We start from the raw sequence: 13,459 nt of genomic DNA, 5'->3' as shown, positions 1-13,459 counted from the left end.
CCGGGGATGGTGTCGGGGCGGCGGCATGCGGCTGCGGGCAGGCCGGGCCGCGCGCGGTGGGACAGCGCTGGCTGCGCGGCCCGCCAGCATTGTAGCGGGCCGTGGGGGCGGGCATCGATCGCCTTTGGCGTCTCGCGGGCGGAGTGCTAATGTCGAGAGTGCGGGTAGCCGTCCATGCGTCGCCCAACAGTCCGTACCCTCTCTCGCCGAGCTCGCTGAGTGACCCCGGGGATACCTGCTGCCGACGTGCCCGCGTGCCAGAAAAAATCTCCATCCCGCGTGTAAGTTCGTGCCACCACCGTCGACAAAGGCACATAAACCGTAGCAGCCGCACCCGCAAGCGCCACGGAACATTGGAGAAAGACGGTGGATACAGCCTCCCAGCTATCGCGGCCCGCACACGGCCGCCGCGGACAAAGGTCCGCCTCCATCCAGCCGGCATGGGTGCGCATCACCCATTGGCTCAACGCCATCGCCGTCATCATCATGGTGATGAGCGGCTGGCGCATCTATAACGCGTCGCCGCTGTTCGGCCTGCATTTCCCCAAGGGCATCACGCTCGGCGGATGGCTGGGCGGCGCGCTGCAGTGGCACTTCGCCGCCATGTGGCTGCTGGTCGCCAACGGGCTGTTCTACTTGTTGATGAACGTCCTCACCGGACGGTTCCGCCGCCGCTTCCTGCCGTTGTCGGTGCCCGCCGCGCTGCGCGATATCGCCGCGGCGCTGCGCGGCCGGCTGGCGCACCCGGACCTGGCTGAATACAACGCGGCCCAGAAGGCCATGTACCTGGGCGTGGTGGTGGTCATCGTGGTCACGGTGCTGTCCGGCCTGGCGATCTGGAAGTCGGTGCAATTCCCGCTGCTGCGCGACCTGATGGGCGGCTATGACGCGGCGCGCTGGGTCCACTTCGTGTGCATGAGCGCCATCGTGCTGTTCATCGTGGTGCATGTGGCCATGGTGGCGCTGGTGCCGCGCACGCTGCTGATCATGCTGCGCGGACGCTGATCGACGGCCGTACTCACGCAAACGCATCCAAAAGACCGAATCCACAGATCCGCATCGCGGAGAACTGCCATGAACAAGTCCAAACCCATTGCCACGCTTGACCGGCGCCTGATCCTGCGAGACGCCGTGCGCGAACTCGATATGCCATCGCGCCGCCTGTTCGCCAAGCGCGCCATCACGCTGGGGGGGCTGTCGATGCTGACGGGCTGCAGCCTGAGCGACGACGCCTCGGTGGAGCGCTTTCTCACCGCGGTATCGCGCTTCAACGATCGCGTGCAAGGCTGGCTGTTCGACCCCAAGCGGCTCGCGCCCACCTACGCGGAGTCCATGATCACCCGGCCGTTCCCGTTCAATGCCTTCTATGGCGAGGACGAAGTGCCCGAGGTTGATGGCGCCGACTTCCGGCTGGAAGTTGGCGGCATGGTGGCGCGCAAGGATCCGTGGACGCTCGAGCAGCTCTACGCGCTGCCGCAGACTTCGCAGGTCACGCGCCATATCTGCGTGGAAGGCTGGAGCGCCATCGGCAAGTGGGGTGGCACGCCGTTCTCGGAATTCCTGCATCGCGTGGGTGCCGACACCAGCGCAAAGTACGTGGGCTTTCGCTGCGCCGACGACTACTTCACCAGCATCGACATGCCCACCGCGCTGCATCCGCAGACGCTGCTGACCTTTACCTACGACGGGGAAAAGCTGCCGCCCAAGTACGGCTTCCCCATGAAACTGCGCATGCCGACCAAGCTTGGCTACAAGAACCCCAAGCACATCATGGCGCTGTACGTCACCAACACGTATCCCGGCGGTTACTGGGAAGACCAGGGATACAACTGGTTCGGCGGATCCTGATCCGCATGAAATTGGCCGGCATGGTGCCGGCTTGCACACTGACCACCCCAAGGAGATCTTCATGAACAAACTTTTCGCAGCTACCCTGCTCTCGACCACGATGCTGTTTGCGGGCCATGCCTTTGCCCAGGACGCCATGAAGAAGGATGCCATGAGCAATGACAGCAGCATGGCCAAGGACAGCATGAGCAAGGACAGCATGAGCAAGGACAAGATGAGCAAGAGCCACGACAAGATGAGCAAGGACAAGATGGGCAAGGACAGCATGAGCAAGGACGCCATGAGCAAGGGCTCGATGGGCAAGGACGCCATGGGCAAGGACTCGATGAAGCAGTAAGCTGTGCGCCCGCTTGCCTGCCAGGCGAGCGGCAGGCCATGTGACAACGCCCCGGCTTTCGTCCGGGGCGTTGCTTTTCGGGCGCGAGGAATCTCCGGCATCACTCGGGCATCACTCGGGCATCATTCGGGCGTCACTCGGACGTATCGGGACATACCCGCAGCGGCCGTCACTGAAAGGCGGATGAAAGCACTCGCGCCTACTGTGCTTGGTAAGCCATTGGGGTGCGCCTGAGCGCGCGCGCTTGCTGTCGATGACGATCCGTGGCGGAAACCAGCGTGGCCTCGCACCGCGCCAGCTTCCTCCGATTCGCGCGCAACTACGCAAAAAATACCGCGCGTAGCCTGGACCGCCGTGCCTGCCTTGCCGCAGATGCGCGGCCTGGGTTTCACTGCAGGCGAGGGAGACAGCCTCATGGAACTATTCGAACACCTGGCCCTTGGGTTCTCCACGGCGCTGACACTACAGAACGTTGGATACTGCTTTCTCGGCTGCGTGCTGGGAACGCTGATCGGCGTGCTGCCCGGCATCGGGCCACTGGCGACCATCGCCATGCTGCTGCCGGTGACTTACACGCTGCCGCCGGTGGCCGCGCTCATCATGCTGGCCGGTATTTACTACGGCGCCCAGTACGGTGGTTCCACCACCGCCATCCTGGTCAACCTGCCGGGTGAATCGTCATCGGTGGTGACCACCATCGATGGCTACCAGATGGCCAGGCGAGGGCGAGCAGGGGTGGCGCTGGCCACCGCCGGCCTGGGATCGTTCTTCGCCGGCTGCGTGGCAACGCTGATCCTGGCCGCGTTTGCTACGCCGCTGTCGGAACTGGCCTTCAAGTTTGGGCCCGCCGAGTATTTCTCGCTGATGTGCCTGGGCCTGATCGGCGCCGTGGTGCTGGCTTCGGGCTCGCTGCCCAAGGCGGTTGCCATGATCGTGCTGGGGCTGCTGCTGGGCCTGGTCGGCACCGACGTGAACTCAGGCGCGGCGCGCTTCTCGTTCGACGTGCCGGAGCTGACCGATGGCGTCGACTTCGTCGCGCTGGCCATGGGCATGTTCGGCTTTGCCGAGATCATCGCCAACCTGGAGCAGAAGGAAAACCGCGAAACCTTCACCGATCACGTCAGCAACCTGTGGCCCTCGAGAGCGGACTTCAAGCGCATGGCGCCAGCGGTGCTTCGCGGTACCGCGCTCGGCTCCATCCTGGGGATCCTGCCCGGCGGCGGTGCGGCGCTGGCTTCCTTCGCGGCCTATTCGCTGGAGAAGAAGACTTCCAAGTACTCGCATGAATTCGGCAAGGGCGCCATCGAAGGCGTGGCGGGTCCGGAATCGGCCAACAACGCGGCGGCGCAGACCTCCTTCATCCCGCTACTGACGCTGGGCATTCCGCCCAACGCCGTGATGGCGCTGATGGTGGGCGCGATGACCATCCACAACATCCAGCCGGGCCCGCAGGTCATGACCAGCAACCCCGCGCTGTTCTGGGGCCTGATCGCCTCGATGTGGATCGGCAACCTGATGCTGATCATCCTGAACCTGCCGCTGATCGGCATCTGGGTCAAACTGCTGCAGGTGCCCTACCGCTACCTGTACCCGGCCATCCTGGTGTTCTGCTGCATCGGCGTGTTCTCGGTCAACAACCAGACCTTCGACGTCTTCACCGCGGCTGGCTTCGGTGTGATCGGCTACCTGTTCATCAAGCTCAAGTGCGAGCCGGCCCCGCTGCTGCTGGGCTTTGTGCTGGGGCCGATGATGGAAGAGAACTTCCGCCGCGCGCTCCTGCTGTCGCGGGGGACATTCACCGTGTTCCTGACCCGTCCGTTGTCGCTTGGCCTGCTGATCGCAGCCGGGCTGCTGGTCTGCATCGTTGCCCTGCCGTCGATCAAGGCCAAGCGCGAGGAAGCATTCCAGGAGGAATGACGCCGGCATGGCGACGCCGCCGCGGGCGCAGACCGTGCACGTGGCACGGCAAGGCCGCGCAACCACGCCAGCATCTTTTGGAAATGGCCGCTCAGGCCTGTGGTTTGTTTGCTAGGCCACGCTGCGCGCTTCCGCGCGGTCGTGGCCGGCCCAGGTCAGGCGCCACCCGGAGGTAGCGGTCTTCGCGACCAGGCCCGAATCCTGAAGCAGCAGTAAATGGTGGCTGAGCTTGGATGCATCGGCATTGCCCAGCGCCTTGGCGAGCTGGAGATCCGTCATCATCGCCTGGCTGTCAGCGCGCAGTGCCGTCAGCACGCGGTCCGCGAAGGACATGTCACGCCTCATCTTGCACTCCCGGTGTCTCGAGAACGCCCCGGCGGCAGCTTGTCACCGCCACCGCCGCGGGTGAGCGTCAGGTGCCGAACGGGAGCACACCGGTAGCGATGGCACCCCGGGCTTCTTGCCGCAACGCAAGACGGCGCGGTCCAGCCTGACGTTCCGTCTCAGTTGCACTTCAGATGCGCAATATTTGCGCTTTACTCGCACCTTGATTACTTCTTCTTGCCTGCTGCGCCATCATTGCCGACGCGCGACTGGACGGCACCGAACGGTGCCGCGGGTGCGACCGGCTTCTTGGGTTGCTTGGGCTTCTTGGTTTCGCGATTGCCGCGTAATTGACCTTTGGCCATGGTGTGTCTCCACGAGTGGGTTACTGCATTGCGTGCCATGCGGCAGATCCAGCATACCCGCTTACTCCAACATGCAGGGAAATATCGCGCGAGGTGCCTGCGCTTTGCCGAAGCGGGAAAATCGCCAGCGGCCGCCGGTTGAAAACCACGTGCCATTGCACCGCCAAGTAAATCGGACGCCACCAGGCAAACAGCGTATGCTCGCTGCAGAAAGGAGATCAACATGCCTCAAAATCATGCGATCTACAAGGGATTCAAGGTCTCGGCCAATGTACGCCGCTCGCTCGACGAAAGCGCCAATGACGAACTCGCACGGGCGAGCTTTCTCGCCACCGTGACCATCACGCAGGTCAGCGGCGACAGCGGCTCGCTCAGGCTGGTGCCACCATTGCTCGAGCACGTCGCGCGCACACCGCACGATGCCATCGACCTGGCCGTGTCCTATGCCAGGACCGTCATCGACGACATGTCCACCTTCGTCAAGCGCAAGTAAACCCGCCCCCTCGATTCGCCCGGAATTGCAGTCCATCGCGCGGCCGCCCTGAGCGGCCTGGCCGCAGCCACGCCCAGCAAGATTTCCCCACGAAAAGACAGGAGACGACCATGGACCGACAGATCAAGAACAAGGCGGAACTGCGCGCCATGATTCGCGCCGAGCAGCAGAAATTCGCGGAATGCAGCGGCGCCTGCTTCGGCGACGTTTGCTGGCATGCGCCGGACGCGGGCGGCTGCAACTGGAATCTGTCCACCATGGAAGGCGGCGACAGCGCGGCCTGCATCGAGAAGATCCGGCCGTTTACAGCCACGCTGCAGGCGCAATACAACATTCCCGACGAGGGGAAGTAGGGCGGCCAGGCGCCTGGTGCCACTTGACTAGTGCCCCAGGCGCTCTATCCGGGCCTTGGCGTTCTCCAGTGCATCCGCCATGGCAAGCTCGCGGGTGCCAAACGCCGCGCCCTGGTTTTCAAAACGGCCGTGCGTATCCAGCGTATAGACCCAGTTCCATTGACCGAAGGTGCGCTGCGTCAGTTCCAGGTTGACGTAGTGGCCCTGATGGAAAAAACTCTCCGGCATCGATCACCTCGCTCAATTGCGACCTGCCCGGCGTCGGGCACCGGCCTCCCCGGATACAACGGGTAGCGCCTCGCCGCGCCAACGCCACGAGGGGCGCTATGCGCAACACCATATCCATCGTACGCGCAAATCCTCGGGCGAGCGCTGATTGACGAAAAATGGTATCATTTGCAGTCTTGGCCGTTCGCCGACCCTCTTCTCGTCGGCGCGAACGTGCCGGCTGCCAGACATCATCAAAATATTAACGGCGGCCTGTCGGGCGTACACCCGATTCGTTCAGGGCGACAACCGCCCATCACCCTCCCGACCCGGCGGCATGTCCGCTCCGCAACCTGTGCGCATGTACCTGGCGCATCAGCCTGCGCAAGCACGGTCCACTCATCACCAGCTACCTTTCTCGCGCAAATGCGCGAGACCTGCCGTTGCTGGACAACGCAAACACGGCGACCGATCGCCAGAAGAGAGCACGCGGCGCACCACAAGATGCGCTCAACGCTGCCTCAGATCGTCCGCCCGCATAAGGGCAACACCTTGAATCAAAGCACCAATAACACCAATAGCACCAATGGCGCCACGCGCGCCAATCCGTACACCGTGTCGGTCTACCCGATACAACAAGAGCCAGGCGTGTGGTTTGCGACCTACCTGATCGCCGAATACAAGAATGGCTCCGAATGCATCGTCGCCAACGTCTCGATGCGCCATGCCACGCATGGCACCGAAGCCAAGGCTAAACAGGCCGCCCGACGCGCGGCCGAGAGCGTCGCTGCCGATATGCGCCTGCAATAAGCCGGCCACACGAAAAGCAACCCGCATGCGTCTCAACCTACCGTGCAGCAAGTCTTGCTGCAAAAGGATCATCGTTGGCTAAAGAAGAACTAGTGGAATTTGGTGGGCAAGTATCGGAAGTACTGCCGGACAACCGTTTTCGCGTCATCCTGGAAAATGGTTTCCAGGTGTGGGCCTATTCGTCCGGCCGCCTGAAGAAGAACCGCATTCGTATCCTGGCCGGCGATCGCGTCACACTGGAAATGTCGCCCTACGACCTGACCAAGGGCCGGATCAACTACCGCCACAAGTACTGATACGGGTTGGCCGGATACGCTACCGCGCCGTCAGGCTGTTGGCCCGCGGCCCCTGCCACCCTCTAACGAAAGGAAGAATCATGTCGATCAGCGAAGAATGGGAAGAGATGCACCTGACGCCAGGTGGCTGGGTAGGCGGAAGCTATCGTCACGTGCCGGGACCGGAAGTCACGGTGGTGCGCCCAGCGGATGACGTGCTTACCGTGCGCAGGCATGTATGCGCAACCTATTGCGGCCCGTCGCGCACCACGGAAGACAGGACACCGCAAACCGAGGACATGGCGTTGATTGAATCGCTGCTGGCCCGCTTCGGCAGCCCGGCATTCGGCGTCTAGCGGCGCAGTCCGGACCAGCACAATCTCCCGGGCGCTCCCCGCGCCCGTGCCAGGAAACGCGACGGCTCAGCCAGGAAACCGCATGCGCGGCATGCTGACGCCAACGCGCGAACCAACCGGGCGCAATTCGCCCTCGAAAGGCTGCGCGCCCAGGTCCAGCACGTAGTCTCCTTCGCCAGCCTTGTCATAGAGGTGGTCACGAATCGCTTGCCCGATCGCAAGCCGGCACAACGCCTCGAAGCTGTCGACCATTTCGCCCGTCAAGGCCGCCTCGTCGGCCTGAACCCCGAATGAACGCCTGCCGTCGCCGACGAAACTGGTGAAACGCACGCCCGTCGGATGGCTGGAATCGAGAAAACTGACGGCTACATGGTAGGCGATGCCCTTGCCTTGCCCCGGTAGCGTGCAGAGGAAATTGGATGGTGTGGCAACCTTGTTCATGACGTATGCGCTCACGGGCCGGCGCAAGCGCGCACGGCGGGTTTTGACAGGTAGACCGGCAGGGCGGGCATTGCACGGCGCGGTCCCGTTTCCTCTTGCTTCCCATTGCCTGGCGGCGGCCGGGCCAGCCCTACGATACCAGCTGGCACCACCACCAGCATAACGGCAAGCGCGGGCAACGCCGCGCTACTGGACCAGATCCTGCCGGCGCAGCGTTACAGCGTAGCGACAGACTCCCCGGGGATCAGTCCGTTAATAATATCTTCACCAAACTTCACGGCCCCCCTGCGCGCCGTGCCGATATTTTCCCAAGGCGTGCTTTCCAGGCGGAACACGCGCGTGCGTTCACCGCCGGGCCGATGGCCTTCGCGGCAGATCACCACGGACGCATTGAAGCTGCGATCCGGCTTGGTCCTCGGCCAGGATTGCGCGGGCTGGATCTTGTACACCAGCGGATAGAGGTCGAAACCCTTGTAGCAGGCGGAAGGCGTATTGTTCATGTGGTGCTCCAGGCGGCTGGATGCCGCAACTGGCCTTGTGCCGGTTCGCTTGCAATGGACAATGTCGAGACCCAATGCGCCAGCGCGCGGGCAAGCTAGGGAGCCATCAGGCGATCGACGACAATCACGATCGCTTTCCCTGGCTTGTCCTGCTTGCAATGGACGCCAAGGCGTGCGCGCAGATACCGGTCAAGGCTGCGTTGTAGTTGATATAAGGCGCCCTGGTCCGCATTGCTCAATTGCTCTGCGACGTCCTGCGCCATCTCGATTTCAAGCGCCCTGGCTGGCCAGGTAAGACTCCCGGCATCAGGGATCTGCCAGTTTGCCGTCACCGCGCGTTGCCCTGCCGGCCAGATCCTGACGTCTTGCCCGGTGATCTCGTCAAGGACGGGCTTTACGAAGGCAACAAGATCTAGCATGACGCCGCACCGGCGACCGATCGGCGCGCCGTCGCTCCGACGGACAAGCAGGACATCGCGCGGACCTCGTCAAGTGGCGACGATGCAGCGGTGGCTGGCAGCTCGGCCAAGCCATGGACGGGCGAGAACATGGCAGGCGCGCCTGCGTCATCCTCGTGCAACGACGGACATTGCCGCATATCGCTCCAGGCGTCAGAGCGAAACGACGGATTGCCCGGGAATCGCGCCGTTGATGATGTCCTCGGCGTAACGAACGACACCACGACGCGCAGCGCCAACGTTGTCCCACGGCACCGTGTCGAGGCGGAACGTACGGGCCTGCGTTCCCTCGGGCTCGCCACCTTCGCGGCAGATCACGACGGCGGCATCGAAGGTGCGGTCTGGCCTGCGTTCCGGCCAGGTACGCACCACGGCGTGCTTGTACACGAGAGGGTATAAGTCGAACCCTTTGTAGCTGGCAATCGGATTGACGTCCATGATGCACTCCACAGTTCCACCGAGTCCCACTCTACTCCTATTGAGCGCCGCTCCATGACCTTTATTTTGGCCGAGCGGGCAGGACTGGCGCGGAAGCGGGAGCGGCCGCCGGGACAGCCGACGGCGTGGCTGCGGCATTGCCGACGGCGGCGCCAGCGGTAACGGGTGGCGTAGCGGCGGCGGGAGTGGCGGCAGCACCAGGCGCGGTCCGTGCGGGCTTTGCCGCCACAGGCTCGGTCAGGGTCAGCAGCATGTCCGCATACCAGGCAGAGTTCAGCCCGAGCACTTCGTCCTCCGCCAGGTCGCGCGAGCCGACGTCGAAGCGAGCGGAGTGGATGCCAAGCAGCATCCACGGCAGGTCCAGCTTGTCGCCCCGGCCATCGCGCATGCGCGAGACCACGAGCGCGCCGCTGGTGCCACGGTGCGTCCTGGCATCGGTCAGGAAAAAACCCTGGCCCTGGAAGCGCAATCCGTACGCGGATGCGACCACGGCCTGGCGTGCAACAGGCAGATGATGGAGCGCGTCATGAAAACCCAGTGGAAATCCAACGATCAACAGGGAGTCGCCCACCTCGACGCGATCGGAAGGCTGAGCCAGATGCTCCGGCGTGAAAGCCCGGTAAAGCAGCTTGGGCGGCAACGCCTTGCGCTCGATCTCCACCACAGCGACATCGACCGGGCCGCCGCCGTCCTCGCCTTCGCGCCAGACGGCAAGCCCGTCACGGTACAGCGGAATCGAAAAGCCGATCGAGTCGGCCATGTTTTCCGGCTGGCTGTGCAGTTCGATCTCGATACGGTCCGGGTGGTGCTTGCTTGGCTCGTCGAACACCACATGGCGGCTGGTCACCACAAAGAGCCGGCCATCGCGCTCGAAAAAGAATCCGCTCGCGTTGCTCAGCGGCTGCCGGCCCTCGAAGGACGAGACCCGGACGGCGGCCAGAAGGATGGATTCGACCATAGGCATGATGTCTTATGCGCTTGCGCACCTCGATGATTCCCGGCCGGTAAAAAAAAAGCCCCGCTAAGCGGGGCTTTTTTCTAGGCGATTCGAATCGGCTCGATTAGATCGGCTCGATCTTGGTCGCTGCGGGGCCCTTTTGGCCAACGCCTGCGACGTAACGCACTTTCTGGCCTTCTTGCAGCGACTTGAAACCGCCGCCTTGAATTTCCGAGAAATGCGCGAACAGGTCGTTGCCGCCTGCGTCAGGGGTGATGAAGCCGAAGCCCTTGGAGTCGTTGAACCACTTGACGGTACCGGTTTCCATGCTGGATATCCTTTAAACCTTAAAAGTTCTGGATGAGCCTGATGCTCACCAGGCATGACGATCAAGGAAGGAACATGGAGCAAACGAATCGCCGCTTGGAGGGGACGATCCATAACATCTGAGTAACCGCTTGAAAGATCCTGCACCAACGTTTATACAGGGATGGGATAGGCATGTCAACTCACCGAAGAGAAAAGTGCCTCATTGATTGCAAGCACGGTCTTCTCCACGCCTCGCGCGCGCCCCCACGTGCGTGAACAGACATAAGCTTGCGGCGGCGGTTTATAGCAGCATGAACGTGCTACAGTCACCCACCTTCCGCCGCCGGATTCCGCATGTCGCCTTGCCCAGCCTGCCTCGCCATCGACACCAACCGTGGTGACTCGCCAGGCCACGCGTTGCTAAGGATCACCGACACGCAGCGCATCAAGGTGCCGCGGCGCCCTGCGATGACGGTCAGCACCTTTGTGTGCCAGGCCTGCGGCACCGGCTGGATCTATCGCGACGGAAAGAACGTCGACGCGCAAGGCTGGCAACTGGCGCCGCAGCAGGCCCCGGTCCCGGACCTTCAATGATGCAGGCTCGCGCCAGCATCGAAGCGGCGCCATAGCACCACACCAACAAGACGAAGACGGGCCCGACAGGCCCCGCAAGCCCGGCAGCTGGCACCACCGCTGCCGCGTCTTTCACGCGAGACGGCGCCGCACGCCCACACCAGCTGGCCGCGGCGGCACGCATCACGCCACGCGGCACCCCTTCAGGAACAGGATGACCCAGCGCATCGGACTATTTTTCACCGTCAGCCTGCTGCGTTTGCTCGCCGCCTTGCCCTATAGCGTGTGTGCCCGCGTCGGCATGAGCCTGGGCGCCCTGCTCTATCGCATTCCAAGCCGGCGCCGCAGTGTCGTCCAGACCAACCTGCGGCTTTGCTTTCCCGACCAGAGCGAAGCGCATCGGCATGCCCTGGGGCAGGCGCATTTCAGCCACGTGATTCGGAGCTACCTGGAACGCGGCGTGCAATGGTATGGCTGTGCCGGCAAGCTCAATGACCTGGTCGAGCTGGAGTCCGCCATCGAGCTCGGCAACACCGAGGCCGGGCCGACCATCTTCCTGGGATTCCATTTCGTGGCGATCGAGGCCGGCTGCATGTTCTACTCGATCAAGCATCCGGTGGCCTCGCTCTACTCGAAGATGTCGAACCCGTTGCTGGAACAACTCGCCAAGCGGCAGCGCGCCAGGTTCGGCACGGAGATGATCCCGCGCAATGGCAGCGTGCGCCAGGCCTTGCGCACGCTCAAGTCGGGCACGCCGCTGATGCTCGCGGCGGACATGGATTTCGGCTTGCGCGATTCGGTATTCGTGCCGTTTTTCAACGTCGCCGCTTGCACGCTCACCTCGGTGTCGCGTCTCGCCGCGCTCAGCGGCGCGCGCGTCGTGCCCTTCACCACCTCTGTCCTGCCTGGCTACCGCGGCTACAAGCTGAAGATATTCGATGCGCTGGCGGGCTACCCCTGCGGCGACGAGAAGGCTGACGCGCTGCGCATGAACGCGTTCCTGGAGCAGCAGGTCCGCGCCATGCCGGAGCAATACTACTGGGTGCATCGCCGCTTCAAGCACCGCCCCGAGGGCGAAGCGCCTGTCTACTGAGATGCCTGGAGCGGCGCGAGCGCGCCGCCCGCGTTCCCTTCAGCCTTCGTAGCCATCCAGGCCCACGCGATAAAGCGTGGCGCCCACCGTCTCCAGCAGCGCACGCGCCGCGTCGGAAAACGGCTCGCTGGCAAGCAGCGCGGCCAGGCCGGCCACGGCGTCGTCCACCGATAGCTCCACCGTGTCGTCGTTGGCGATGCGCTCGAAGGTGCTGATCACTACTGTCGGATCCATCCAGATTCCCCTGCAAAAGTCGAACTCTGCCGCCCGGGCCTGATGCCCAGGCTAGCCAGCTGCGCGCATGGTAGCACCCCGGCACGGCCGGTCAGCGCTTTGGCGGCAAGGCGCCGTGCTACCGGTTTGCCGGCAACGCCGCCAGGCCATCCAGCAGCGCCTTGTGGAACGCCACTGGATCTTGCATCTGCGGCGCGTGGCCCAACTCGGGAAACTCCACCAGCCTGGCGTTCGGCAGCGCCTTCAAGGTGCGCTGCGCCAGCACCGGATAGTTGCCGACCTTGGTGCGGACCTCCGGCGGTGCCGCGTCCTTGGCGATGGCCGTCGTGTCCTTGTCGCCGATCAGCAGCAAGGTTGGCGTCTTCAACGCGCCCAACTCGTACACGACCGGCTGCGTGAAGATCATGTCGTAGATCAGCGCGGAGTTCCAGGCCACCTGCTGCTTGCCCGGGCCGCGGTTGATGCCCGCCAGCATCTGCACCCAGGGCTCGTACTCGGGGCGCCATGTGCCGACATAGTAGGTAGCCTGTTCGTAGCTGCGGATCTTGTCAGCATTGGTGGCAAGCTCACGGGCATACCATTGGTCCACCGACAGGGACGGCACGCCCAACGCCTTCCAATCCTCCAGTCCGATCGGGTTGACGAGCGCAAGCTGCTCGGTTTGCTCCGGGTACATCAGCGCATAGCGCATCGCCAGCATGCCGCCCGTGGAATGCCCGATCACCGTCGCCAGCCGGATTCCGATGGACTCCAGCAAGGCGTGGGTGTTGCGCGCCAGTTGCTGGAAACTGTATTGATAGTGCGCCGGCTTGCTGGATTTGCAAAAGCCGATCTGGTCCGGCGCAATGACGCGATACCCGGCCGTGCTGAGCACCTTGATCGTGTCGCCCCAGGTCGCCGCGCAGAAGTTCTTTCCATGCAGCAACACCGCGGTGCGGCCGTTGGCATGCTCGGGCTTGATGTCCATGTAAGCCATGTGCATCGCCTCGCCTTGCGAGGTGAACGCGAACTGCTGGACCGGCGCCGGATAGTCGAAGCCTTGCAGCTCGGGGCCATACACGGGGCCATCGTCCGCGGCCGCCAGCGCGGCGGGCGGGACGGCAACGGCTGCCGCCGCGAGCAAGGCAAGCAGGAATTGGCGATGAAACGTCATGAGCGTGGTCTCGGCTATCGAAGAAAAAAAGACGGCGG

General features: G+C 63.6%; 22 protein-coding genes. 11 read left to right on the top strand and 11 right to left on the bottom strand.

Annotated features, from left to right (window positions below; all coding sequences use genetic code 11):
* Positions 1-366 precede the first annotated feature (366 nt).
* From RR42_RS03710 to RR42_RS03695, 4 genes are all read left to right on the top strand, one after another.
* Positions 367-1,005: a cytochrome b/b6 domain-containing protein gene (locus tag RR42_RS03710; RefSeq protein WP_052494429.1), complete on the top strand. Its 639-nt coding sequence runs from the start codon at positions 367-369 to the stop codon at positions 1,003-1,005.
* A gap of 69 nt (positions 1,006-1,074) precedes the next feature.
* Positions 1,075-1,848 carry a molybdopterin-dependent oxidoreductase gene (locus tag RR42_RS03705; RefSeq protein WP_043344170.1) on the top strand — a complete coding sequence of 258 codons (774 nt, stop codon included), beginning with the start codon at positions 1,075-1,077 and terminating at the stop codon, positions 1,846-1,848.
* 61 nt (positions 1,849-1,909) lie between these two features.
* The gene (locus RR42_RS03700; RefSeq protein ID WP_043344165.1) at positions 1,910-2,185 is read left to right on the top strand and encodes a pentapeptide MXKDX repeat protein; all 276 of its coding nucleotides are present in this window, start codon (positions 1,910-1,912) and stop codon (positions 2,183-2,185) included.
* A 414-nt stretch (positions 2,186-2,599) separates the two neighbouring features.
* A complete protein-coding gene (locus RR42_RS03695; RefSeq protein ID WP_043344162.1) occupies positions 2,600-4,102 on the top strand; it encodes a tripartite tricarboxylate transporter permease in 1,503 nt (500 codons plus the stop codon).
* Positions 4,103-4,213: 111 nt separating this feature from the next.
* On the opposite strand, the gene RR42_RS03690 is transcribed toward RR42_RS03695, so the two are convergent.
* Both RR42_RS03690 and RR42_RS40685 read right to left on the bottom strand, forming a co-directional pair.
* Positions 4,214-4,435, bottom strand: a complete 222-nt coding sequence (locus RR42_RS03690; protein ID WP_043344159.1) for a hypothetical protein — start codon at positions 4,433-4,435, stop codon at positions 4,214-4,216.
* Between the two features lie 218 nt (positions 4,436-4,653).
* Positions 4,654-4,791: a hypothetical protein gene (locus tag RR42_RS40685; RefSeq protein WP_006157962.1), complete on the bottom strand. Its 138-nt coding sequence runs from the start codon at positions 4,789-4,791 to the stop codon at positions 4,654-4,656.
* Positions 4,792-5,014: 223 nt separating this feature from the next.
* Here RR42_RS40685 and RR42_RS03685 point away from each other — a divergent pair, with 223 nt between their 5' ends.
* Both RR42_RS03685 and RR42_RS03680 read left to right on the top strand, forming a co-directional pair.
* On the top strand, positions 5,015-5,284 hold the full coding sequence (locus tag RR42_RS03685) for a hypothetical protein (RefSeq protein WP_043344156.1): 270 nt from the start codon (positions 5,015-5,017) through the stop codon (positions 5,282-5,284).
* Between the two features lie 110 nt (positions 5,285-5,394).
* The gene (locus tag RR42_RS03680; RefSeq protein ID WP_043344153.1) at positions 5,395-5,637 is read left to right on the top strand and encodes a hypothetical protein; all 243 of its coding nucleotides are present in this window, start codon (positions 5,395-5,397) and stop codon (positions 5,635-5,637) included.
* 27 nt (positions 5,638-5,664) lie between these two features.
* Here RR42_RS03680 and RR42_RS03675 read toward each other — a convergent pair whose 3' ends face one another.
* A complete protein-coding gene (locus tag RR42_RS03675) occupies positions 5,665-5,865 on the bottom strand; it encodes a hypothetical protein (protein WP_043344151.1) in 201 nt (66 codons plus the stop codon).
* A 531-nt stretch (positions 5,866-6,396) separates the two neighbouring features.
* On the opposite strand from RR42_RS03675, the gene RR42_RS03670 reads away from it, so the two are divergent.
* From RR42_RS03670 to RR42_RS03660, 3 genes are all read left to right on the top strand, one after another.
* The gene (locus RR42_RS03670) at positions 6,397-6,654 is read left to right on the top strand and encodes a hypothetical protein (RefSeq protein WP_052494745.1); all 258 of its coding nucleotides are present in this window, start codon (positions 6,397-6,399) and stop codon (positions 6,652-6,654) included.
* Positions 6,655-6,728: 74 nt separating this feature from the next.
* The gene (gene infA / locus RR42_RS03665; protein ID WP_006157957.1) at positions 6,729-6,950 is read left to right on the top strand and encodes a translation initiation factor IF-1; all 222 of its coding nucleotides are present in this window, start codon (positions 6,729-6,731) and stop codon (positions 6,948-6,950) included.
* An 80-nt stretch (positions 6,951-7,030) separates the two neighbouring features.
* Positions 7,031-7,285, top strand: a complete 255-nt coding sequence (locus RR42_RS03660) for a hypothetical protein (protein WP_043344149.1) — start codon at positions 7,031-7,033, stop codon at positions 7,283-7,285.
* A 66-nt stretch (positions 7,286-7,351) separates the two neighbouring features.
* Here the strand turns inward: RR42_RS03660 and RR42_RS03655 are convergent, their stop codons facing one another.
* The 6 genes from RR42_RS03655 to RR42_RS03630 all read right to left on the bottom strand — a co-directional run bounded on the left by RR42_RS03655 (position 7,352) and on the right by RR42_RS03630 (position 10,387).
* Positions 7,352-7,726, bottom strand: coding sequence for a hypothetical protein (locus RR42_RS03655; RefSeq protein WP_043344146.1), 375 nt, complete (start codon positions 7,724-7,726; stop codon positions 7,352-7,354).
* A gap of 215 nt (positions 7,727-7,941) precedes the next feature.
* A complete protein-coding gene (locus tag RR42_RS03650) occupies positions 7,942-8,226 on the bottom strand; it encodes a hypothetical protein (RefSeq protein WP_043344143.1) in 285 nt (94 codons plus the stop codon).
* Positions 8,227-8,321: 95 nt separating this feature from the next.
* Positions 8,322-8,645, bottom strand: a complete 324-nt coding sequence (locus RR42_RS03645) for a hypothetical protein (protein ID WP_043344139.1) — start codon at positions 8,643-8,645, stop codon at positions 8,322-8,324.
* Positions 8,646-8,837: 192 nt separating this feature from the next.
* Positions 8,838-9,122: a hypothetical protein gene (locus RR42_RS03640; protein ID WP_043344135.1), complete on the bottom strand. Its 285-nt coding sequence runs from the start codon at positions 9,120-9,122 to the stop codon at positions 8,838-8,840.
* Positions 9,123-9,183: 61 nt separating this feature from the next.
* Positions 9,184-10,086, bottom strand: a complete 903-nt coding sequence (locus tag RR42_RS03635; protein ID WP_043344131.1) for a S1C family serine protease — start codon at positions 10,084-10,086, stop codon at positions 9,184-9,186.
* Between the two features lie 97 nt (positions 10,087-10,183).
* Positions 10,184-10,387 (bottom strand): cold-shock protein, encoded by a 204-nt coding sequence (locus tag RR42_RS03630; protein ID WP_006157950.1) that lies wholly within the window; start codon positions 10,385-10,387, stop codon positions 10,184-10,186.
* 335 nt (positions 10,388-10,722) lie between these two features.
* Here RR42_RS03630 and RR42_RS03625 point away from each other — a divergent pair, with 335 nt between their 5' ends.
* Entirely contained in the window at positions 10,723-10,962 is a 240-nt protein-coding gene (locus RR42_RS03625; protein ID WP_043344128.1) for a hypothetical protein, read from the top strand.
* A 193-nt stretch (positions 10,963-11,155) separates the two neighbouring features.
* Positions 11,156-12,034 carry a lipid A biosynthesis lauroyl acyltransferase gene (locus tag RR42_RS03620; protein ID WP_043344124.1) on the top strand — a complete coding sequence of 293 codons (879 nt, stop codon included), beginning with the start codon at positions 11,156-11,158 and terminating at the stop codon, positions 12,032-12,034.
* Positions 12,035-12,073: 39 nt separating this feature from the next.
* Here RR42_RS03620 and RR42_RS03615 read toward each other — a convergent pair whose 3' ends face one another.
* Positions 12,074-12,268, bottom strand: coding sequence for a hypothetical protein (locus RR42_RS03615; RefSeq protein WP_043344120.1), 195 nt, complete (start codon positions 12,266-12,268; stop codon positions 12,074-12,076).
* A 118-nt stretch (positions 12,269-12,386) separates the two neighbouring features.
* Complete coding sequence (locus RR42_RS03610; protein ID WP_043351312.1) at positions 12,387-13,421, bottom strand: alpha/beta fold hydrolase; 1,035 nt, start codon at positions 13,419-13,421, stop codon at positions 12,387-12,389.
* Positions 13,422-13,459 lie beyond the last annotated feature (38 nt).

Source organism: Cupriavidus basilensis (assembly GCF_000832305.1).
GTDB classification, from domain to species: Bacteria; Pseudomonadota; Gammaproteobacteria; order Burkholderiales; family Burkholderiaceae; genus Cupriavidus; species Cupriavidus basilensis_F.
This window is presented reverse-complemented; position numbering and strand designations above follow the sequence as displayed.